At 35.3% G+C, this 22,863-nt stretch carries 25 protein-coding genes; 5 read left to right on the top strand and 20 right to left on the bottom strand.

Annotated elements, in window-relative coordinates:
- The 4 genes from B0A80_RS03540 to B0A80_RS03525 are packed head-to-tail and all read left to right on the top strand — an operon-like array spanning position 1 to position 1,879.
- The gene (locus tag B0A80_RS03540; protein ID WP_233430704.1) at positions 1-306 is read left to right on the top strand and encodes a 2TM domain-containing protein; all 306 of its coding nucleotides are present in this window, start codon (positions 1-3) and stop codon (positions 304-306) included.
- A gap of 10 nt (positions 307-316) precedes the next feature.
- The gene (locus B0A80_RS03535) at positions 317-688 is read left to right on the top strand and encodes a 2TM domain-containing protein (RefSeq protein WP_089076438.1); all 372 of its coding nucleotides are present in this window, start codon (positions 317-319) and stop codon (positions 686-688) included.
- An 18-nt stretch (positions 689-706) separates the two neighbouring features.
- Positions 707-1,075, top strand: coding sequence for a 2TM domain-containing protein (locus B0A80_RS03530; protein ID WP_017495242.1), 369 nt, complete (start codon positions 707-709; stop codon positions 1,073-1,075).
- Between the two features lie 36 nt (positions 1,076-1,111).
- Positions 1,112-1,879, top strand: coding sequence for a LytR/AlgR family response regulator transcription factor (locus tag B0A80_RS03525; protein WP_089076437.1), 768 nt, complete (start codon positions 1,112-1,114; stop codon positions 1,877-1,879).
- 289 nt (positions 1,880-2,168) lie between these two features.
- On the opposite strand, the gene B0A80_RS03520 is transcribed toward B0A80_RS03525, so the two are convergent.
- Both B0A80_RS03520 and B0A80_RS03515 read right to left on the bottom strand, forming a co-directional pair.
- A complete protein-coding gene (locus tag B0A80_RS03520; RefSeq protein ID WP_089076436.1) occupies positions 2,169-3,194 on the bottom strand; it encodes a COX15/CtaA family protein in 1,026 nt (341 codons plus the stop codon).
- A gap of 23 nt (positions 3,195-3,217) precedes the next feature.
- A complete protein-coding gene (locus B0A80_RS03515; RefSeq protein ID WP_165769216.1) occupies positions 3,218-4,645 on the bottom strand; it encodes a CCA tRNA nucleotidyltransferase in 1,428 nt (475 codons plus the stop codon).
- Positions 4,646-4,998: 353 nt separating this feature from the next.
- On the opposite strand from B0A80_RS03515, the gene yaaA reads away from it, so the two are divergent.
- The gene (yaaA, locus tag B0A80_RS03510) at positions 4,999-5,757 is read left to right on the top strand and encodes a peroxide stress protein YaaA (protein ID WP_089076435.1); all 759 of its coding nucleotides are present in this window, start codon (positions 4,999-5,001) and stop codon (positions 5,755-5,757) included.
- Between the two features lie 185 nt (positions 5,758-5,942).
- Here yaaA and B0A80_RS03505 read toward each other — a convergent pair whose 3' ends face one another.
- The 18 genes from B0A80_RS03505 to B0A80_RS03420 form a co-directional block, all read right to left on the bottom strand.
- On the bottom strand, positions 5,943-7,529 hold the full coding sequence (locus B0A80_RS03505) for an MDR family MFS transporter (RefSeq protein WP_017495248.1): 1,587 nt from the start codon (positions 7,527-7,529) through the stop codon (positions 5,943-5,945).
- Positions 7,530-7,533: 4 nt separating this feature from the next.
- On the bottom strand, positions 7,534-8,613 hold the full coding sequence (locus B0A80_RS03500) for an HlyD family secretion protein (protein ID WP_089076434.1): 1,080 nt from the start codon (positions 8,611-8,613) through the stop codon (positions 7,534-7,536).
- A gap of 12 nt (positions 8,614-8,625) precedes the next feature.
- Positions 8,626-9,945: a TolC family protein gene (locus B0A80_RS03495; protein WP_017495250.1), complete on the bottom strand. Its 1,320-nt coding sequence runs from the start codon at positions 9,943-9,945 to the stop codon at positions 8,626-8,628.
- Positions 9,935-10,564, bottom strand: coding sequence for a TetR/AcrR family transcriptional regulator (locus B0A80_RS03490; RefSeq protein ID WP_070907412.1), 630 nt, complete (start codon positions 10,562-10,564; stop codon positions 9,935-9,937). The genes B0A80_RS03495 and B0A80_RS03490 overlap by 11 nt, the downstream gene beginning before the upstream one ends.
- Positions 10,565-10,855: 291 nt before the next feature.
- Positions 10,856-11,623, bottom strand: a complete 768-nt coding sequence (gene trpA / locus B0A80_RS03485) for a tryptophan synthase subunit alpha (protein WP_089076433.1) — start codon at positions 11,621-11,623, stop codon at positions 10,856-10,858.
- A gap of 94 nt (positions 11,624-11,717) precedes the next feature.
- Positions 11,718-12,455, bottom strand: coding sequence for a carbon-nitrogen hydrolase family protein (locus tag B0A80_RS03480; RefSeq protein WP_089076432.1), 738 nt, complete (start codon positions 12,453-12,455; stop codon positions 11,718-11,720).
- Between the two features lie 9 nt (positions 12,456-12,464).
- A complete protein-coding gene (locus B0A80_RS03475; protein WP_089076431.1) occupies positions 12,465-12,785 on the bottom strand; it encodes a gamma-glutamylcyclotransferase family protein in 321 nt (106 codons plus the stop codon).
- 13 nt (positions 12,786-12,798) lie between these two features.
- Complete coding sequence (gene trpB / locus B0A80_RS03470; RefSeq protein ID WP_089076430.1) at positions 12,799-13,980, bottom strand: tryptophan synthase subunit beta; 1,182 nt, start codon at positions 13,978-13,980, stop codon at positions 12,799-12,801.
- On the bottom strand, positions 13,970-14,632 hold the full coding sequence (locus B0A80_RS03465; RefSeq protein WP_089076429.1) for a phosphoribosylanthranilate isomerase: 663 nt from the start codon (positions 14,630-14,632) through the stop codon (positions 13,970-13,972). The genes trpB and B0A80_RS03465 overlap by 11 nt, the downstream gene beginning before the upstream one ends.
- Before the next feature lie 83 nt (positions 14,633-14,715).
- A complete protein-coding gene (gene trpC / locus B0A80_RS03460) occupies positions 14,716-15,516 on the bottom strand; it encodes an indole-3-glycerol phosphate synthase TrpC (RefSeq protein WP_089076428.1) in 801 nt (266 codons plus the stop codon).
- A gap of 85 nt (positions 15,517-15,601) precedes the next feature.
- The gene (trpD, locus tag B0A80_RS03455) at positions 15,602-16,594 is read right to left on the bottom strand and encodes an anthranilate phosphoribosyltransferase (RefSeq protein ID WP_089076427.1); all 993 of its coding nucleotides are present in this window, start codon (positions 16,592-16,594) and stop codon (positions 15,602-15,604) included.
- A gap of 147 nt (positions 16,595-16,741) precedes the next feature.
- On the bottom strand, positions 16,742-17,308 hold the full coding sequence (locus B0A80_RS03450) for an anthranilate synthase component II (protein WP_089076426.1): 567 nt from the start codon (positions 17,306-17,308) through the stop codon (positions 16,742-16,744).
- A gap of 85 nt (positions 17,309-17,393) precedes the next feature.
- Positions 17,394-17,843, bottom strand: coding sequence for a hypothetical protein (locus B0A80_RS03445; RefSeq protein ID WP_089076425.1), 450 nt, complete (start codon positions 17,841-17,843; stop codon positions 17,394-17,396).
- A gap of 110 nt (positions 17,844-17,953) precedes the next feature.
- Positions 17,954-19,354, bottom strand: a complete 1,401-nt coding sequence (locus B0A80_RS03440) for an anthranilate synthase component I family protein (RefSeq protein WP_089076424.1) — start codon at positions 19,352-19,354, stop codon at positions 17,954-17,956.
- 300 nt (positions 19,355-19,654) lie between these two features.
- Positions 19,655-20,935 carry a hypothetical protein gene (locus B0A80_RS03435; RefSeq protein ID WP_070907401.1) on the bottom strand — a complete coding sequence of 427 codons (1,281 nt, stop codon included), beginning with the start codon at positions 20,933-20,935 and terminating at the stop codon, positions 19,655-19,657.
- A 207-nt stretch (positions 20,936-21,142) separates the two neighbouring features.
- Positions 21,143-21,709: a YceI family protein gene (locus B0A80_RS03430; protein WP_017495263.1), complete on the bottom strand. Its 567-nt coding sequence runs from the start codon at positions 21,707-21,709 to the stop codon at positions 21,143-21,145.
- 30 nt (positions 21,710-21,739) lie between these two features.
- The gene (locus B0A80_RS03425) at positions 21,740-22,372 is read right to left on the bottom strand and encodes an NAD(P)H-dependent oxidoreductase (RefSeq protein ID WP_070907400.1); all 633 of its coding nucleotides are present in this window, start codon (positions 22,370-22,372) and stop codon (positions 21,740-21,742) included.
- Positions 22,373-22,376: 4 nt separating this feature from the next.
- Positions 22,377-22,838, bottom strand: coding sequence for a MarR family winged helix-turn-helix transcriptional regulator (locus B0A80_RS03420; RefSeq protein WP_017495265.1), 462 nt, complete (start codon positions 22,836-22,838; stop codon positions 22,377-22,379).
- Between the last annotated feature and the right edge of the window lie 25 nt (positions 22,839-22,863).

The raw sequence follows: 22,863 nt of genomic DNA, 5'->3' as shown, positions 1-22,863 counted from the left end.
ATGGAAGTAAATTTGAATGAAGAGGATAAATATTACCTCGCAAAAAAGAGAGTGGAGGAAATCAAAGGTTTCTATGGCAATTTAACGGCATACGTTATTGTAAATCTTGTTCTGATTTTTATCAATCTTTATGCATCACCAAGGCATTTATGGTTTTACTGGCCCTTAATGTGGTGGGGAGTCGGAGTGGTTTTTCACGGTTTAAAAGTCTTTAAAGTGTTTCCGGTTCTTGGAAAAGACTGGGAAGAGAAAAAGATCAAAGAACTGATGGAAAAAGAGAGAGAAAATAAAAATAAATGGCAATAATTAAAGTAAAATGAGACGATATAGAAGAGACAGGTACGAAGTTTACAGAGATGAAATTAGTACAGACGAAAGCTATAATTTAGCGTACAGAAAAGTGAAAAAAATCAAAGGCTTTTACACACACTTAAAAGTGTATTTGATTGTGAATGCCATCATTATAGTTTCTAATTTAAACAGAGATTATTTCAGCCATAGTGTTTATGAAAATGGATTGTTAGACTGGCGTACTTATTCAACAGCCATATGCTGGGGAGTAGCTTTAGTCATTCATGCTTTTACCGTGTTTGGTCCTGATATTTTTTTTAGCAGTGAATGGGAACAAAAAAAGATCCAAAAATATATGGAGAGAGAGGCACAGAACAATAACACAAAATGGCAATAATTTTTAAATCAAAATAATATGGGACAGTTTAGAAGACAGATGTACGAAGAGTATTCGCATGAGTTTAGTACAGACGAAAGTTTCAATTTGGCATACAAAAAAGTAAAAAGAATTAAAGGCTTTTATTCGCATTTAAGAGTTTATATATTGGTGAACATTATCATCATTGTTTCAAGTCTGAATCAAAGTTATATAGGTGATCATTTTGTCATTAGAGGATTCCGTGATTGGGAAATTTATTCGACTGCATTTTTTTGGGGAATTGCTTTAGTGATTCATGGAATTTCCGTTTTTGGCCCTGATGTTTTTTTTAATAGAGATTGGGAGCAAAAGAAAATTCAAAAAATAATGAAGAAAGAGGCTGAAAATAAAAATAAATGGAAGTAATTTTAAACTGAATTTTTAATTTTTGCATCTTACGAAATGACCACATTAATTATAGAAGACGAAAAACCGGCAGCAAGATTACTACAACGAAAACTCGAAAAGTTAGATATTGCTGTAAAGACCATGTTACATTCTGTTGAAGAATCCGTTTATTGGTTTGAAAATAATGAACATCCGGATCTCATATTTCTGGATATTCAATTGTCTGATGGTTTATCGTTTGAAATTTTCGAAAAAATAAATATTCAGAGTGCCATTATTTTTACCACGGCTTATGATGAATACGCTTTAAAAGCATTCAAATTAAACAGTATCGATTATCTTTTAAAACCTATTGACGAAGATGATCTCGAGGTTGCTGTTGCGAAATTCAAAACCAGATTGCCAAAAACAAGTTCAGAAAATTCAAATTTGCAACTTGATTTTGAACAAATTCGCCAAATGTTGTCGAACCCTTTTGAAAAGAATTATAAAAAACGATTTACAGTTAAAATCGGACAGCATTTAAAGGTCATTACAACAGACGAAATCGAGTGTTTCTTTAGTGAAAATAAAGGAACCTACATTCATACTTTTGATAATAGAAATTATTTAATCGATTCGACTTTAGAAATCCTGGAGCAGGAAATCGATAAAAAAGATTTCTTTCGCGTTAGCCGAAAATTCATTGTTCCGCTTACGGCGATAAAAGAAATTCAGGTTTATACCAATTCACGGTTAAAGATAATTTTGCCAACTTATAAAGAGGATGAGGTAATTGTGAGCCGTGAGAAAGTGCAGGACTTTAAAAACTGGCTGGGGTAAACTTATTTAATAAATGTATCGTTCCTACGGAACTTTTTTGCGGGTTGAATTTATTTTTCAATGGATTAAAATCCATTGCTACAATATTTGTCATTCCTTCGGAATTTTATAATGTGCCTGAACAGCTTCAATGATTAAGAGAGAGCCATTGGCTCGACGCATTTTGTAGGAGCGGATTTTAATCCGCTTAAAAAAAAGTTTATCAAATATGGAGAGCCGTGGGCTCGGGCCATATCCTTAAATAAAAAAGAGCTGGAATTTTCCAGCTCTTTCTATATAATTTAAGTTATTATTTACTCAATCGGTGCAAAGTGTAGGTCATGGCACTCAAAAGGAAAAAGGCCATAATTTGATGAATTAATCCTAAAGCTAAAGGAACGCTGTATAAAAGTGTAAAAACGCCCAGTAAAAATTGAATGAAAACAAAAACAAGAAGAACGTTGATTCCCTTAGATTGATTTCTGGTAAGAGAAAATTGAGTTCCTTTGTAATATAAGAAAAGAATAAGAGCCACTACTACATAAGCAAAAGTTCTGTGTACAAACTGAACTCCGCTTTTTCCTTCGATTAAGTTTTTAACCAAAGTAGATTGTTCAATAAAAACCGAATCGTGAATAAATTGTCCGTCACTCATCAAAGGCCAGTGATTGTGTATTAAACCGGCATTAAGACCGGCTACAAATCCGCCGTAAATAATTTGAATCAGTAAAGCGACAAGAGCTATTCTTGCGATATTACGAAGCGGAATTATTTTGTAAATATTGCGTTCCGGATAAATTAAATCTAGGGCAACCCAAAGTGTATAAGCAAAAGTAATAAAGGCAAAAGTAAGATGAAGAGAAAGTCTGAAATGACTAACATCCGGATTGTCGATTAATCCGCTGCGAACCATAAACCAGCCTAAGAACCCCTGAAAACCTCCCATTGCCAAAAGGACGATACATTTGTTTATGGTTGGACGATCGAGTTTTTTTCGAATCAGGAAATAAACAAAAGGGACAAAGAAAACCAGTCCGATAATACGACCGATAAAGCGGTGAAACCATTCCCAGAAATAAATAAATTTATAATCTGAAAGCTGAAAATCGTTGTGAATATTAATTTTTTGGTATTCTGGGAATTTCTTGTATTGTTCAAATGCTTCATTCCATTTTGCTTCTGTCAGTGGAGGAAAAGTATCTGTTACCAAATGCCAGTCGGTCATGGATAAACCTGAATTGGTCAGACGGGTAATTCCGCCAACGACAACCATTAAAAATAACAAAACACAACCTGATAGCAACCAGATGATTACTGATTTATTTTCTTTTTTCATTTTATAAAATAATACTTAATTCTTTATACTTTTTTTAAGCCTAATTTTTCGGCTCTTTTAATCACAAAATCATAAGCAGCCTGATATTCATTTGGAATGTCACCTTCGAGAATTGCTTCTTTTACAGCTTCTTTCAAAATTCCGATTTCTCTTGAAGGCTTCAAATCAAAGATTTCCATAATTTCTTCACCCGAAATGGGCGGCTGAAAATTACGAACATGGTCGCGCTCTTCGACTTCAACGATTTTCTTGCGGACGATTTCGAAGTTTTTATGGTATTTTTTAAACTTTGACGGATTTTTGGTGGTGATATCTGCCTCACACAAAGTCATTAGATTTTCGACATCCTCACCGGCATCAAAAACCAAACGACGCACTGCACTATCGGTTACGATGTCGTCAGCCAAAACAATAGGACGTGAACTCATGATAACCATTTTTTGCACAAATTTCATTTTGTGATTCAACGGCATGTGCAGACGTTCGAAAATCTTTTTAGTCATCTTCCCGCCTAAAAACTCATGCCCGTGAAAAGTCCAGCCCTGTTTTTTATTGAAACGTTTTGTGGGTGCTTTTCCAATATCGTGCAATAAAGCTGCCCAGCGTAACCATACGTCGTCTGTATTCGGGCAAATATTGTCGACCACTTCCAATGTGTGATAAAAGTTGTTTTTATGAGTATGACCTTCAATTTCTTCGACCTGATTTAATGCCGTTAATTCAGGTAAAATTAAATCTAAAAGTCCCGTTTTGTATAATAGTAAAAAGCCGGTAGAAGGTTTAGGAGTGGAGAGGATTTTGTTTAATTCGTCAACAATTCTTTCACCTGAAATAATTTTAATGCGATCGGCATTTTTTGTGATGGCATTTAATGAATTTTCTTCTATTTCGAAATTCAATTGTGTGGCAAAACGAATCGCACGCAGCATGCGCAGTGGATCATCAGAATAAGTGATGTCCGGATCTAAAGGGGTTTTGATGATTTTGTTCTCTAAATCGGACAAACCATTAAAAGGATCAGAAAGATCTCCGAAGTTTTCTTCGTTTAATGATAAAGCCAAAGCATTAATCGTAAAATCACGACGGTTTTGATCGTCTTCCAGGGTTCCGTTCTCCACTACTGGATTTCGGCTGTCTGAACTGTAAGATTCTTTTCTTGCTCCGACAAATTCAATATCGGTATCTTCAAAACGAAGCATGGCAGTTCCATAAGTTTTAAAAACCTGAACTTTTGGTTTATTAGGAAGTAAATCAGAAACTTTAAGTGCCAATTCGATACCGCTGCCTACAGCAACAACATCAATATCTTTTTTAGAACCTCTGTTTAAAAGTAAATCCCGAACAAAACCTCCGATGACGTAACTGTCAACGTTGAGTTCCCGGGATGCCTTCGAAATGATATCGAAGATTTTATGTTGTAAAGCAGTTTTATAATTTGTTTGTATAGCCACGAATTCACTAATTTTAAATATCTGTTTATTCAAGAAGAGAATGAACGACTGCAAATTTACAACATAGAAAATGCCTAATACAATCTATTGCTCACTTTTTTGAAGAAATTCGTGGTTTTAAGCATCAATTTTTGTTGAAATGGAAAAGAGGAAAACTGGTTTGTCACGAATTTCGCGAATTTTGCGATTTTATTTCGCCACAGATTAAAAGGATTAGAAGGATTAAAAAACTGCAAAAAATCCTTTTAATCTGTGGCGAAAAGGAACCTTTATAATGCGATTGAACAAATCAATTCAGATCTGTTATTTTTAAAATTTCAATTTGTATTTTTGGAGTATATAAAAATGTACACATGAAAATTGTTATATCGCCTGCAAAGTCATTGAATTTCGAAAAAGAATTACCTACTACTCAATATACAGAACCTCATTTTTTAAAAGAAGCACGTGTAGTTCATAAAATCTTAAAGACTAAAAAACCTGCTGAGTTATCTGAATTAATGTCGATTTCAGCTAAGCTATCAGATTTGAACTGGAAAAGAAATCAGGATTGGAAAACACCATTTACACCTGAAAATGCCCGTCCGGCGGTCTATACTTTTGATGGAGACGTTTATACTGGTTTAGATGCTTATTCTATTCCGGTGGAGAAACTGGACGTTCTTCAAAGCAAACTTCGAATTCTGTCGGGACTTTACGGAGTTTTGAAACCATTAGATTTAATGCAGGCTTACCGTCTGGAAATGGGAACAAAATTGCCAGTTGGGGAGTATAAAAATCTGCACGAGTTTTGGAAACCAACTGTGACAAAAGCATTAAATAAAGAGTTATCTAAGGGAGAGCTGTTCGTCAATTTAGCGAGTAATGAGTATTTCTCTGCAGTAGATGTGAAAGCTTTAAAAGTTCCTGTGATCACACCCGACTTTAAAGATTATAAAGACGGAAAACTCAAAATGATCAGTTTCTTTGCCAAAAAGGCAAGGGGGATGATGGTGCGTTATATTATTGATACTAATGCTGAAACTATTGAAGACTTAAAAGGATTTAATTATGAAGGGTATCAGTTTGATGGTAATCTTTCGAAAGGAAATCATTTGGTGTTTACGAGATAGGTTTTTTTAAAGGTTCTGAGGGGCTAAGATGCTAAGTTTCTGAGATTTTTTGAAGAGCAGTAGGCTCGAATCATATTGTAGGGAGGGATTTTAATCCCTTTATGATGGATCAAATATATTTAAAAGAAAAACGCCGAATTCGATTTTTGAATTCGGCGTTTTTACGTATTATAAATCAATTATTATTAATGCATTGCATCAGCAGGATTAATCTTGTTTTTTCCTTTTTTGATTAAAAGAATAATTGGAATACAGCATAAGAACATAATTCCCAAATACATGAAAATATCCATATAAGCCATTACGGTACTTTGTTTCATTACAGAATATTCAATGGCTTGGTAAGCTTTTTTCAGTGCAACGTCTGCGCTATATCCTTTAGACATAAAAGCTCTTTGCATTCCGGCAATACGCTGCTGTACTTCATATTTTGCAGGATCTAAATTGGTTAGTAAGTTCACTCGGTGTTCCTGTCCTAAACGAGTAATAAACGTGGTGATAATGGCAATACCAAACGAACCTCCTAATTGTCTCATCATTCCGGTAAAAGCAGCTCCTTCACCAATATGTTTTCCTTTTAAGGTAGATAGAGAGAGTGTCGTAATAGGGACAAAAAGTAATCCTAAACCAATTCCTCTTAGAATTAAAGGCCAGTACATATGTTCAACTCCGGTATCAGGAGTCATACGGGTCTGCATCATAAAGGTAAAGAAAAAGAATACCAAAAATCCAACTCCAACCATATATCCCTGAGGAACTCCTCTCTGAATCATGTTCCCCACAAAAGGCATCATGATTGCTGTGGTAATAGACCCTGGAATCAATAATAATCCGGCATCTGTTGCGGTCCATCCTAAAATAGATTGTGTGTAGATCGGGATAATTAAAGTCGATCCGTACAGACCGAAACCAAGAATGAAACACATTACGGTTCCTATTCTAAGATTTCCGTCCTTTAGAACACTTAAGTTTACGATTGGATGTTTATAAGTGAGCTCTCTCCAGATAAATAAGACCAATCCTAAAACCGTAACCACACTTAAAGTTATAATAGTTGAATCGTTGAACCAATCGTCTTGTTGCCCGTGCTCCAGAACGAATTGTAAAGACCCGATAAAGGCTGCAAGCAATATAATTCCCCACCAGTCAACCTGATTGGCTTTTAATTTTTCTCCATATTTAGGGCTTCTTACGAACGTTAACGCTAAAATTGTAGCGATGATCCCCAATGGAATATTAATGTAAAAAATATAAGGCCAGGAGTAGTTGTCTACTAAATATCCTCCTAATGGCGGTCCTAAAGTTGGTCCAACAATTACTCCCATTCCGTAAATAGCCTGGGCCATTCCACGTTTTGCTACAGGATAACTTTCGGTGATAATGGTCTGTGCGGTTACGAGTAAGGCACCTCCACCCATACCCTGAACAAATCTAAAGGCTACCAGTTCCCATATGTTGGTTGCGTTTCCGCATAAAAAGGAACAGACCGTAAATATTATGATAGAAGCCACAAAATAATTACGTCTTCCAAATTGTTGCGAAAGCCAGCTCGTCATCGGAATTACAATCACATTCGCAATGGCGTATGCTGTAATTACCCAGGCAACATCAGTTAAAGTAGCACCAAGGCTACCTCGCATGTCTGTTAGTGCTACGTTTACAATTGTCGTATCTACAATTTCAAGCAAGGCACAAAGTACTGCCGTAATCGTAATGATGACCCGTCTGTATCCGTATTCTACTAAATCTTCGTCTGCTTGTACTGCTGCCATTATTTTATTTTAAATGTACATCTACATCAACATTCATCCCTGGTCTTAGTAATTTTACTTTCTCCGGATCGTTTGATTCGTCTAAACTAATTTTTACTGGTAATCTTTGAATTGTTTTTACGAAGTTACCGGTTGCATTATCAGGAGGTAATAAAGAAAAACGTGATCCTGTTGCAGGAGAAAAAGAAGTTACAGTTCCTTTAAATTCATAGTTTGGATAAGCATCAACTTTTAGACTTACTTTTTGTCCGGCAACCATTTTGTTCAATTGTGTTTCTTTAAAGTTAGCCACAACCCAAGCTTCATTGTTGTTGATGATGTAAAATAAAGATTGTCCCGGTTGAACTAATTGTCCCGGTTGAATATCTACTTTAGAAACCTGACCGTCAATTGCAGCAGTTACAACCGTATAGCTAAGGTTTAAATGAGCAACGTCTAACATTGTTTTCGCTTTTTTGATATTAGCGGAAGCTACTTCAGTTTGTTTGTCAGAAACTTTTGATTTCGATTGAATTACTGTTTTTTGGTAAGAACTAGCTCGTTGTTGATCTTGCAAAACACGTACCTGGTTTTCAGCTTCTTCTTTTGCAGATAGAGCCTGTTCGTATTGTTGTTTTGTAATCGTATGTGTTTTGTATAAATTATTGTAACGGTTGTAGTCGTTTGTAATTTGTCTTAATCTGATTTTTGCGCTTTCGATAGAACCTGTTGCAGATTTCATTTGCGCATCCGACACAGAGATGCTTGCGTTGGCACTTCCGATATCAGCTTTTGCAGCTTCGTATTGTCCTTCAGCACCTAATAAAGCAGCATTAGCCTCATCGATTTTTAACTGATAATCTCTTTTATCAATCGTAAACAAAGTATCCCCTTTTTTTACAAAATCATTATCTTTTACGTATACTTTACTAATATATCCCGATACTCTTGGAATAATCGGATTCATTTTTTTCTCGATTTGAGCATCGTCCGTTTCTTCGTGAGCTAAAGAGTGCATGTACTTAGTTATTCCGTAAGTTCCGCCCACTAAAACCAAAACGGCTAGTATAATGATGAATTTAGTATTTGTTTTTTTCTTTTCCATGAGAGCTGTCGATTATATTTTAGAAAGATTGAATGATTGTGATAATTGTCCGGATACCGAAAGTAATTCGTAATATTTTTGAATGATAGTAGCTTTTGATAGTGCTGTATTTATTTTAGCGCTTAATTGTTCAACGTCAGCTTCAACCAAATCATTAGTATCTGATAAACCATTGTCAAACTTATCTTTTACAAGTCTGTAATTTTCACTTGCTTGTTGAAGAGCTTCATCGTAAACCACACTTTGATTGATTGCCAGATCATAATCTTCAATTGATTTTTGAACTTCAACTTTAATACGGTCCGTCATTACAGCTTCACTATTTTTAACCTCCAGAGCTTTACTTTCCGCTACTCGTACATGAGCACTGTTTTTGTAAATTCCGGATAAGTCATAAGTTAAACCTAATCCAAAGTTCATAGCATATCTTACCGTTATAATGTCTTTAAGGTCCAGAGCTGTATAACCGCCAAGTAAGGCTAATGTTGGATAATAGGCTGCTTTTGCTACTTTGATATTTGACTCAGTAGCTTTTTGCTGCAAACGAATTGCTTCCAAATCTTTTCTGTTTTCAAGAGCTATTGCATCTGATGTTGGTGCATTGCTTGTTTTTAAGTTGAAAAAATCAGCTTCATTAACCTGCAGTTTCGTGTTAGGGTCTAACTTTAATAAAGTGGTTAGATAGAAGTTGATATTGTTAAGATTATTAGTCGCTTCATCAATAGATAATTGCGTTTTTGAAACCAGTAATTGAGACTTTAATAAATCATTTCTTGGAATAATTCCATTCTTCTCCAATTCTGTAAAATCAGTAACACGTTGTTTCGCACTTTTTTGGTTTTCATTTAAAACATCTAATGTTTTTTGAGCTTTATACAAAGCAGTATAATAGGTAATTACTTTTAAAGCAACATCCTCTTTTGTTTTGGCAGCTGTAGCATTTTCCGCTTCGTATAAGTTATCGTAAGCTTCAATACTATTCTGAATTTTGAATCCTGAAAATAAAGGAAGGCTCAAAGTTGCCATTCCAAACATTGCTCTGTCAGGAGATGCAATAGAGGCATTTTCACTTTGATTTGGCATACTAATCGATGCCTTCGTAAGACGTTGGTATTGACCGGAAATTTTAATATCCGGGTATTGATTGTCTTTTACGCTTTTTAATTCGTATTTTTTTGTGTTTACCTTAGAGTTGGCAAGTGTAACTTCGTTACTTTTTTCCCAGGCCATTTGTACGGCCTCGCCTAAGGTTAAACTTGTTTTCTCTTGTGCTTCTATTGACGAAATTCCGATGAAGAAAACCCCAAAGAGCATTAATTGACTAATTTTCATAAACAAGTAGCGCTTTTATAGTTTGTTGAATGTGCTTTGTAAGACTGTTTTTGATGTACTCGTTGTACATCTCTTCTGTTTTTAAATTTAATAGTTCCTCAAAAAAAGGTCTATTCATATGAAAGTGAAAAAAGGTTCCAATAATGGTAGGAGTAATGAGTGGAATAATTACATCTTTTCTAAAAACTCCTTTAGACTGACCCTGTGCAATAATACTTTCAACCGATTTTAAATTTCCTTTTTTAAGTTCTGTGAAGGCGATCATACTTTTTTCTCTTTTTTTAGAGTTAAGCTCGAAGTGTAATACTCTGAAAATCCCTTTGTTACAGCTGATTCTTGTAATGTAAATTTCGATTAATTTATTGACTTTATCGAGAGGTTCGATATTTTCCTGTAATAAATTTTCAAGCTGAAGCTTTAAATCGGCAGTTTTGTAGATAATAAGGGCTTCCAGTAGTCTTTCTTTAGAGCCAAAGTAATACGAAACCATTGCAATATTAATTTTTGCATGTTTGGAGATATCCCGTATCGAAGTCCCTTCAAATCCTTTTTCTGAGAATAGCTTTTCAGCAACTTCCAGAATTTGAATTTTTTTATCGTTTAATTCGAAGTCTGACATGGTATTGTTTCTAATCGGGTACAAAATTAAACAAGTGTTTAAATTAAACAGTTGTTTAATTTTATTTTAACAAAATATTAACACGGTTTAGACTTGATAATTTTGCATAAAAAAAGCTGAAAACAGACCTGTTTTCAGCTTTTAATGGGTTTTTGCCATTTCGACCGAAGGGAGAAATCACATAAGAAATCCTCATGCATAATAGTCAATCTTTGTCGAATTACAAGTGTCATTTCGACGAAGGAGAAATGACAAACCAGACGGTATTATATATTTTAGTAGAAAAATTAATTATCTAATCTCTCCAACAAATTCTGCAATTTTTCCGCTTCCATTCTCAGACAAATGTTTGATAAACGCGCTTCCGATGATAGCACCTTTGGCATATTTGGTAGCCTGATTGAATGTTTCTTTATTTGAAATTCCAAAACCTACGATTTGTGGGTTTTTAAGATCCATTTGGGCAATTCTTTCGAAGTAACTTTCCTGAGTATTTCCGAAACCGAAACCGGCCTGAGAACCCGTTACGCTGGCAGAACTCACCATATAAATGAATCCATTTGAAACGCTGTCGATAAAACGTATACGCTCTTCTGACGTTTGTGGGGTAATCAGAAAGACATTGATTAAACCGTATTTTTCGAAAATTACTTTGTATTCGTCTGCGTAAACATCAACTGGTAAATCCGGAATAATTAAGCCGTCGATACCAATTTCGGCACATTTTTTACAAAATTCTTCGATTCCGTATTGCAGCATCGGGTTAAAGTATCCCATAATAATTAACGGAATTTTTACGCTTTCGCGGATGTTTTTCAACTGATCGAAAAGAATTTGGGTAGTCATTCCATTGTGAAGTGCCTGTGTTGAACTTGCCTGAATGGTTGGTCCATCAGCCAAAGGATCACTAAAAGGCAAGCCAATTTCGATTAAATCAACACCATTTTTTTCTAAATCCTGAATGATGGGAACGGTATCATTCAAATTGGGATATCCCGCTGAGAAATAAATAGAAAGAATCTTTTTATCTTCTTGTAATTTTTGAGTTATTCTGTTCATTTTATTATGTTTTTTGTGCCACAGATTAAAAGGATTTCAACCATTTTATTAATAATTTAATCTGTTAGAATCTTTGAAATCTGTGGCATTATTTTTATTTTTTTAAAATCTTACTTGTCCAATCCTCATTTAGTTTTTCGACTAATAATATTCCCGAATCTGTATCGTTCATCTGCCCGATAAGTTCACCTTTATTATTCCAGAAAGCACTTTGTCCGGCTGATGGTGATCCCCATGATTCTCCACTGAAATTAGACATCAGCACATTCAATTGATGTTTCCCGGCATAATTTTGTAAATGCCTGTAAGCATTTGGAATCCCGTTTGGTGAAAAGAAAATACTGGCAATATAAATATTTGTTTCTCTCTTGCATGCATTTTGTGGATGCAGCGGATGGTCAATATCAGCACAAATAGCAAATGAAATTTTCTGATTTTCAATTTCAATCATCGGATTATAATCAAACGAAGATTGAAAAAATTCGTCTTCTCCTTCATGCAAAAATTGCTTAGTGTATATCGAAACAGAATTGTCCGGAGCAATAATAAATTCGCCGATAAATAATGCTGATCCAATTTGGATTGGCGCTCCTGCAATGATGACGATATTGTTTTTTACAGCTAATTTTCTTAAATGATCTAATCTCGAATCGTCTTTTTGGAAAGCCAATTTTTGAGCGTACTCCCTTTCGTAACCTGTGATTGACATTTCAGGGAATGCAATTAATTTTGCTCCATTCTGAACGGCTAGTTCGATAAGACGATAGTGCTCTAATAAGTTGGAATCAATATCCTCGCGGAATGGTTTTGTTTGTGCTGCTGCCAGAATCATGGTATAGAATTATTTGTTTTCGATATAAATCCAGGCAACTGTTCCGGAATTCAAAGTTACCTGAACTCTTTTATACGCATTAGATTCGAATAGATCTACTTTAGCCAAATCGGCATTTGTGACGTCAAAAACAATACCGTGTATAGGATCCGTAGAGGTTGCGCTTGGTACGACTACAACATAATCTGCCATTCCAAATTCTTCTTCGATTTGCAGACTTTTTAGTTTGTGACCGTGAAGCTGATCTCGGGTTCCGGTCAGTATCTTATTAAAAAGACGCATTTGAATTTCTTTTGATCGCAATGTTCCATAAGAGAATAACTTTTCCATAGTTGCTATTTTATTACAATTTAAAATATTCAATATAATTATCTAAATCCTTATCTCCGCGACCGGAAAGACTGATCACTACGATATCGCTTGGTTTGAACTTCTTCTGATCTAAAACAGCAAAAGCATGTGCACTTTCAATTGCCGGAATAATTCCTTCCAGTTTGGTCAGCTGTAAACCTGCATTCATTGCATCATCATCAGTTACAGAAAAGAATTCCCCGCGACCGGTTTGCGCCAGATGTGCGTGCATAGGACCAACTCCGGGATAATCAAGACCGGCAGAAATAGAATACGGTTCGGTGATTTGTCCGTCCGGAGTTTGCATTAAAAGGGTTTTACAGCCGTGAATAATCCCCATTTTTCCTAATTTACTGGTGGCGGCGCTGTGACCGCTGTCAACCCCTTTTCCGGCAGCTTCTACCGCAATAATCCCCACTTGAGGTTCGTGCAGAAAGTGATAATAAGTTCCGGCCGCATTACTTCCTCCACCAATACAAGCCACTACATAATCAGGATTTTCACGTCCTTCTTTTGCTTTTAACTGCCATTTGATTTCTTCTGAAATAACACTTTGAAAACGGGTAACCATATCGGGATAGGGGTGTGGTCCAATTGCTGAGCCTATGATATAATGTGTATCTACGGGATTGTTAATCCAATCACGAATAGCTTCATTGGTAGCATCTTTTAATGTTTTGGAACCTGAAAGTGCCGGACGGACTTCAGCGCCTAACATTTTCATACGTGCCACGTTTGGTGCCTGACGCGCAATGTCAATTTCACCCATATATACGATACATTCCAGCCCCATTAAAGCACATACCGTAGCGGTCGCAACACCATGCTGACCGGCACCAGTTTCGGCGATAATTCTTTTTTTACCCAGACGTTTGGCAACCAGAATTTGTCCAATAGTATTATTGACTTTGTGTGCTCCGGTATGATTTAAATCTTCTCTTTTCAGATAAATTTTGGTATTGTACTTCTCTGACAAACGTTTTGCAAAATAAAGCGGACTAGGACGACCTACATAATCTCTAAGTAATTGGTCAAATTCTGCTTTAAAATCTGGTTCGCTTGTTATTTTTAGATAATTCTGACGTAATTCTTCTACATTCGGATAAAGCATTTCGGGAATGTAGGCTCCTCCGAACTCTCCGTAATATCCTTTTTCGTTAACATTATAATTCATTGTATAGTTGTTTTGGGTTTAAAGTAGCAGGTTTTAGATTTTTCTGAAACTTTCTTAATAGAGTTGTATTTTTTAATCCTGGTTCTGTCTCAAATTTACTGTTTACGTCGATAGCATAAATAGGCACTTTGAGGTTCTTTATCGCAGGTATTTCTTCAATTCCGATGCCACCGCTCAAAAAGATTGGTTTCTCAGATTTATAATTTTCTAATATTTTCCAGTCAAAAGTGGTTCCGTTTCCGCCCGGTAATTTTCCTTTTGTATCAAACAGAAAATAATCGCAAACCTTTTCAAAAGGTGTCAGAACTTTAAAATCAAAACTTTCATCTATCGAGAATGTTTTTATGATTTCAATAGTCACATCAATTTTGGCATCGATCTTAGCTCTCAGTTCCCGGCAAAATTCTACGGTTTCTTTTCCGTGTAACTGAACGGCCTGTAAATGATATTTGTCTGCTGTTGATAGTACGTTATCAACCGTTTCATCTACAAAAACACCGGTTTTCTTGATGGTATGAATCAATTCCGGAATCGTTCCGTCAAAATAACGTGCGGATTTTTCCCAGAAAATAAATCCCATATAATCGGGCAGGAGTGCTCCTGTTTCGAGTATATTGTCGGGATATTTCATACCGCATATTTTTAGTTTCATTTTTTTTATTTTTATGCTTTAAGCTTTAGGCAATAAGCTTTAGGCTAAATTAGTAATGTTAAGAAAGTTTTTCGGTTTTCAGCTTACGGCTTAAAGCTTACAGCATACAGCTGTCTAATAAATTCAGTTGCTGCCTGACCGGCATTGTCTGTTTTCATAAAGTTTTCTCCGATTAGGAAACCACTGTAACCATAGGGTCTTAATTCCGAAATGGCTTCAATAGAGGAAATTCCGCTTTCTGAAACTTTTACAAAATCATTCGGGATTTGAGAGGCCAGCTGTTTGCTGAAATCCAGGCTTACTTCAAAAGTTTTCAGATTTCTGTTGTTCACGCCAATCATATCTAGACTTGGCATTATAGATTTCTCTAGTTCTTCCTGATTGTGTACTTCCAGTAAAACTTCTAATCCTAATTGTTTAGCAAATTCCGATAACGATTTGATTTCTTCGCGGGTTAAAACGGCCGCAATCAGTAAAATTAAATCGGCTCCGTACGCTTTGGCTTCTAAAATCTGATATTCATCGACAATAAACTCTTTTCGCAAAAGCGGAATATTTACACTTGCTCTTGCCAGAAGTAAATCGTCTAATGAACCGCCAAAGTATTTCCCGTCGGTTAAAACTGAAATTCCACAGGCGCCAGCATTCTCATATCCTTTAACAACTTCTTCTACTGTGAAGCTATGATTGATTACAGATTTAGACGGTGAACGGCGTTTGTGCTCCGCAATTATTCCTGTCGAACTTGTCTTCAGTTTTTGACTTAGAGAAATCGTTTCTCTTCCAAAAAATACAGAAGCTTCCAATTGTGAAACGGGAATGATTGATTTTTTAAGGACGACTTCTCGTTTTTTATCTACAATTATTTTATCTAAAATGTTCATTATTTTATTGATTTCAGGTTTCAGGTTTCAAGTTTCCGGTTTCAACAACTTGAAACCTGAAACAAAAAAGACTTGAAACTATTTTTTACTTACTTAGTTCTTGTAATTTTTTAAGCACTTGATGTCCTTTTCCGGAAAACAAACTTTCTTTGGCCTGCTTAAAACCTTCCTGAGGTGAGCATTTGGTTACGGTTGAAATGGCCATTGCTGCATTTGCACAAACCACATTATTCTGAGCCTCACTTCCTTTTCCGGAAATAATGCTGACAAACATATCTGCTGATTCTTCGATGGTTCTTCCTCCCTCAATTTCTCTTTGCGATAAAAGACGGACGTTGAAATCCTCCGGTTTCAACATGCCTTCCATATCGCTTGTAATGATTTTTGTTGGACCAGTTAATGAGATTTCGTCGTAACCGTCAAGTGAATGAAGGATGGTAAAGTTAACATCGGTGTTTTGATATAAATAAGCATACATTCTCGCTAATTCTAAATTGAAAACACCAACTAATTGATTTTTAGGGAAAGATGGGTTTACCATTGGACCTAACATGTTAAAAAATGTTTTTACAGCCAGCTCTTTTCGGATTGGTCCGACATTTTTCATGGCAGGGTGAAATAAAGGAGCGTGTAAAACACAAATTCCTGCCTGATCGATACATTTTTCTAAAAATGACGGATCATTGCTGAATTTTATACCCATTTTTTCCATCACGTTGCTTGATCCCGAAATAGAGGATACCCCATAATTTCCATGTTTTGCTACCTTTATTCCTGCTCCGGCAGCTACGAATGAAGCTAAAGTCGAAATGTTGAAAGTATCTTTTCCATCACCACCCGTTCCGCACAAATCAATAGCATTGTAGGCCGATAAATCCACACGAATACACAATTCTAATAAAGCTTCGCGAAACCCGGAAAGCTCATCAATCGTAATGCTTCGCATCATAAATACAGTCAAAAATGCCGAAATCTGACTTGGGTTGTAAGCCCCGCTTGAAATGTTGATCAATACATCTTTGGCTTCTTCTTTCGAAAGCACTTCGTGATTGATTAATTTATTTAGTATGTTTTTCATTTATTTAAGTCTTAAAGTCTAAAGTCGAAGGTCATAAAGTCTTCAAAATTTGATGTTTTTTTGGAATTGATTACTGTTTTAAGTTTTAATAGGAAAGGTGAAGTATTTGACTTTGGGACTTTCGACTTTAAAACTTTTGGCTAATGTCTAACTCTTAATCCAATTCTCTAAAATCCTTTTTCCTTTTGGTGTAAGTACACTTTCCGGATGGAATTGTACTCCGCGAACATCAAAAGTTTTGTGTCTTAACGACATGATTTGTCCGTTTTCATCAACTGAAGTGGCTTCAAGAACATCTGGCAAGTTGGCATCAACAACCCAGGAATGGTATCGACCGACCTCAAATTCACTGCCTAAACCTTCGAACAAAATTTCGTCTGAAACTACTGTTTTTACATTTGTAGCAACGCCGTGATAAACTTTATCAAGGTTAGAAAGGGTTCCGCCAAAAACCTCTCCAATAGCTTGTTGTCCTAAACAAACGCCTAGAATACTTTTTGTTGGAGCGTATTTTTGAATCACGGCTTTCAATAATCCCGCTTCATCCGGAATTCCCGGACCCGGAGAAAGTAATATTTTATCAAAAGAGGCGATTTCTTCAATGTCAAATTCATCGTTTCTGTATACGGTAACTTCACAGTTCAAATCTTCCAGATAGTGTACTAAATTATAAGTGAAACTATCGTAATTGTCTATAACTAATATTTTTTTCATTGTGTTTTTTGTTTCAAGTCTCAGGTTTCAGGTTTCAGGTTTCAACAACTTGAAACCTGAAACAAAGAAAACCTGAAACTAATTTTTATTTTTCCCGAACATACTTTTCAGTGATAATTCGATCGATTCCTAATTTTTCTAATTTTTCGATTCCCTTTTGAATCAGCGTATCGTTTTTAATTTTTACAACAAACTCAAACTTATTGTTTTCCCATTGACGGTTATTGAAGTATTCCAGATTTTCGGTATAAATACTGTCTTTTAAAGTGTATTTTCCACCTCCGCCAAAGAAAACTGCATTTGTTGAATCCTTACCGTTATTTAAATCATGATTGAAAAAAGCAAAATGGCTATCATTTATAATTTTAATCATTTTTGTTTTTGGATTGAAAGTCGAGAACGTAGAATCTTTTTCGGTGGTTTCAGCTGATATCAGACGCCAGGTTCCGCTTAAAGGAAGTGTGTTCGATTCTTTTTTAGCTTCACAGGAAGTAAATAATACAATGGCAATCAAAAATGGAATAATGTTCTTCATCGTTTTTTAGGTTGTGTTTATGGTTGTTTTTTAGTTTTGTTTCAAGTTTCAAGTTTCAGGTTTCAGGTTTCACGTTGTTGCAACGGAAATAAAACCTGAAACAAAAAAACTTATATTTTCTCCGCCATCTCTAAGGCTGTATTCAAGGCTCTTAGTTTGTTGTAAACTTCCTGCATTTCACTTTCTTCATCAGAACTGGCAACAATTCCGGCACCAGCCTGGCAGTGTAATTGATGATTTTTACTCAGGAAGGTTCGAATCATAATAGCGTGATTGAAATTACCTTCAAAATCCATGAACCCAATGGCTCCTCCATAGAAATTACGATTTGTTTTTTCATAATCTTCGATCAGTTGCATGGCTCTGTGTTTTGGAGCTCCACTTAAGGTTCCTGCCGGGAAAGTATCGGCTACCACCTGCATAGTGGTTGCTTTTTCATGTAAATAACCGGTTACTTTTGAAACCAAATGAATTACATGCGAGAAAAACTGAACTTCTCTGTATTTTTCAACATTTACATCATGTCCATTTCGACTTAAATCATTTCTGGCCAAATCGACAAGCATCACGTGTTCGCTGTTTTCCTTTTTATCTTCTGAAAGTTGTTTGGCTAAAACAGCGTCCTGTTCGTCATTTCCGGTTCTTTTAAAAGTTCCGGCTATAGGATGAATTTCGGCTTTTCTATTTTTTACAATTATTTGTGCCTCAGGTGAAGATCCGAATATTTTGAAATCGCCATAATCGAAGAAGAATAAGTACGGAGAAGGATTTATGCTTCGTAAGGCACGATATACGTTGAATTCATCGCCTTTGAAACCTTGGGTAAAACGACGTGAAAGTACCAGTTGAAAAACATCTCCACGGAAACAGTGTTTTTTGGCTAAAGCTACATTGTGTTTGAATTCTTCATCGGTTAAATTAGAGAAACCTTCACCTTCTTTGGTGAATTTATAAGAGGCTATATTTCTGGATTGTAACAATTGTTCGATCTCCGAAATATTATTTCTTCCATCAACACTATGGCAAAAAATGTACGCTTCATTTTTAAAGTGATTGATGGCAATGATATTTTGATAAACAGCATAAAACACATCCGGAATTAAAGTAGCTCTGTCTTTTTTGGCAATCGAAACTTTTTCAAAATAACGAACGGCATCGTAAGAGATGTATCCAAATAAACCATTATTGATAAATTTAAAATCATTTTTCTCTGATTGGAATTGGCTTGAAAATTCCTGAATAATTTCCGGAATATTCGTTGAACTGTCGATAGAGATTCGTTCTTTAGTTCCGTCAGGAAAAGTTTTTAAAATAGTTTCGTTCTCAATTTTAATGGTTGCAATGGGATTGCAGCAGATGTAAGAGAAACTGTTGTCATTTCCGTGATAATCACTGCTTTCCAATAGTAAGCTATTTGGGAACTTGTCCCGAATTTTAAAGTAAACACTTACTGGTGTAATGGTGTCTGCCAGAATTTGTTTGTAGTGTGTGTTGAGTGTAAATGGTTTCAAAGTATTTCGTTTTTTTATTTTTAATAGATTTTCTTATCAGAGTTTAGACCAAAAAAAAAGGCTTGTCGTGATGACAAGCCTTTTATATTTATAGTTTTACAATACCATAGGAAGCTTTGTTCACGACGTTTGACGTAAATTCTTCCACCACCAAGTATTGTTCATTATTGTTTTCATATCTTATTTTGATTTCACAAATATATAAATGTAATTTGAATTACAAGACATAAAAAGTCAAAAAAATCTTTTCTAAATTTTAAAATTTGTTAAATTTTGTTGCTACGAGGTTGTTTTAAGGCCTTAGTTACCAATGGCTATGGTGTTGTTTACGTTCATCCTAAAGTCCGGACTTCCTTTGATATTTGGTGTTGTAAACAATTCGCTGTTTTTGATTTTAGTAAAGTTAATGTCAAAAATAGGATTGTTGTAATAACTTTCAATTGCAGTATTTGCTCCGCCAGCTTCACTTGTGATTCCACCATTACAGTTATTGACGATTAAGTTTTTGAAGGTAATTTTCCCCAAGTTAACCTCGCCGTTTCCAATATTTCCTTCTAGTAGAACAAAAGGCGTAAATCCGGAAACAATACTGTTTGTAAAATTAAAAAAAGTGTTCTCTCTGACGTAAACAGATTCTCTCACAAGTCCCTGATTGTTTTCTTCCAGATTTATAAGCGTAATATTACTGGCATTAATTTTAGTCAATTTTTTGCTCATGTCTGTATTTCCAATTTTGTCATAAGAATCAACTTCAAAACATCTTGAGCCCGAAATATCCGATGAAAAGGGATGACGAATGGCAATACTGTTATTGATGTTGATTTGTGCACCCTGAGTGAAATCAAAATCATCATCGGTGGTGCGATAAGAAACCAGATTGTTCAGGTTTAAATCTCCTCCGTAACATTCGAAAGAGTCATCATTAGAGTAACTAATCTGAATATTGCTTAAAATTGTTTTTTTTCCCACTCCGGCAAGGGAAAGTCCGTTAAGTTCTTTGGCAGCACTTAGTTTTCGTCCGGAATATTCAATTCGTACATATTTTAAAACTCCCGAGTTGTCTTCTGCATCCTGACCGCCATAGTGGTTTAGCATTGGTTCAAGATCAAAAGGTAAAGTATGTACTCCTCCAAGGGTGTTGATTGGTGCTTTTCCCAAGATGATAATTCCACCCCAGTCTCCCGGTTTTCTTTGGGTCGTTTCTTTATTGGAAGTAAAAACAATAGGATCTGTTTCTAAACCTTCGGCTACAATTTTTGATCCGTTTGTAATGACCAAAGTTCCACATGTTTTATCGTCGCCTCGTATTACAGTTCCCGGTTCGATAGATAATACGGCATTGTTGGTAACGTAAACAACTCCAACTAATTGATATGTATTGCGTTTAAGGAGTTTGGTGTCCTTGTTAATGGTCCCTGCAATAATGTTTGTGGCTTCGCTATATTCGGTATTGGCAGGTTTAAAATTGGTCCAGTTGTTCATCCAGTTTGAGGTACCAATAATACCTTTAGGCTGTTGTTGTGCCTGTAGAAAAAAAGTACTAAGAACCGTGACAACTATAAGATGTATTTTTGCTTTCATAACTATGATTTTGATTTCTAGTTTTTGATTTTTAATAAGTTCAAAAGTAGAAGGCCAATGTTAATCAAAGCCCAGTATGGTATTACGAAAGCGTTAGGGGAATATTATGAATGTTATTTTTTTGGGAAAAACGCAAAAATAAACCCCAACAGTGTTAAACTATTGGGGTTTTTCTTATAATAATAAGAATTGCTGTTTTTTATGCTATTAGAATTTTAAAGCTACAGTCAATTCAAATTCGTCATTGATAGTTTTGTCTCCTAAGTTTTGGAAGAAGTTACCAGAGTTGTATTTGATATCGTATTTAGTTCTGTCCACTTTGAAAGCTGTTGTAGCAGTATTTCCTTTCACAGCGATATCAAAAGTTACAGGTTTAGTGATTCCTTTTATAGTTAAATCAGCAGTTACTGTGTAAACATCAGTAGATTTTGCTCCGATAGTTTTGAAAACTAATTTTGCAGTTGGGAATTTCTCAGTTCCAAAGAAATCGTCAGCTTTTAAGTGACCGTTTAATTTTCCTTGGTACTCTCCTGTCAAATCTGTTGCTGTTAATGAAGTCATATCAACAGTGAAGTTACCACCTGTTAATTTTTTTCCTTTGAAAACTACAGCTCCTTCTTTGAAGTTTACAGTTCCTGAGTGCTCTCCGGTTACTTTTTTACCTACCCATTTGATAGTACTTGCTTTTACGTCGATTTTTTTAGTTTGTGCGTTTACTGAAAGTCCAGCTACTGCTACGAATAATGCTATTGCAATTGTCTTTAAATTTTTCATTTTGTTAAAATTGATTTTGATTAATAATAATTATATAGTGATAAATAAATTCTCGTGTGATTTTCTAACTTTTTTGTAGTGTTGAGTTTCGTCCTCATCATGTCTGTATCCTACAGTTGCAATAACAGAAGTGTTTAGGCCTAATTTGTCAAAACCTAAAATTTCATTAAATGCAGCAGCATTAAACCCTTCCATTGGAGTTGCATCGATTTTTAATTCAGAAGCGGCAGTCAATAAAGTACCTAAAGCGATATAAGTTTGTTTTGCTGTCCAGATATTTTTAGCTTCAACAGAAAGATTTGAAATAGTACCTTTCATCATGTCACTGAATCCGCCTAAAGCGTCAGCAGGGACTCCTCTTGTTTCACTTATGGTGTTGATGTAAGCATCTACAGAATCTGCTCCAAGATTTAAGTCGTTAGCGAAAATAAAGATTTGAGAAGCATCTGTAATTTGTGTCTGTCCGTAAGCAGCAGCTTTTAATTTTTCTCTGATTTCCGGATTTTCAACGATAATAACTTTGTAGGGTTGTAATCCGTATGAAGAAGCACTTAATCTAACAGCTTCTTTTAAAGTGTTTAAATCTTGTGAAGATATTTTTTTGGTGGCATCAAATTTCTTTGTAGCATATCTCCAGTTTAGATTGTCTAATAATGTACTCATAATTTTAATTTTGTTGGGTTCTGTATTTCTCTAATAATTGGTTTAATAATTCTAATTCTTCTGGGCTTATGTTCTTAGCAAACAAACGCTCGTGCTCGTCTACTTTTGGATCTAATTCTTTCAATACATCCAATCCCTTTTGGGTGATTAGAACTTCAATTTTACGTCGATTACCGGGACAAACATTTCTGGTAACGAAATCTTTCAATAATAATTTGTCTACTAATCGGGTCGTGTTGCTTGTTTTGGCCAGCATACGCTCCTGTATCACACACATATTAGCAGGGTTTCCTTTTTGTCCTCTTAATATACGCAGTACATTATATTGCTCTCCGGACAGATCATACGGTTTTATCAATTCGTTGAAATGATCCTGAATCACATTTTGCGTGTACATGATATTCAGAATAACTTTTCTCGCATTATCCATCTTAACTGTACTTTTTATAACCTCTTCAATTGTCATAGTCGTAAGTGTATAATTTGTATAT

The organism is Flavobacterium tructae (assembly GCF_002217475.1).
GTDB classification, from domain to species: domain Bacteria; phylum Bacteroidota; class Bacteroidia; order Flavobacteriales; family Flavobacteriaceae; genus Flavobacterium; species Flavobacterium tructae.
This window is presented reverse-complemented; position numbering and strand designations above follow the sequence as displayed.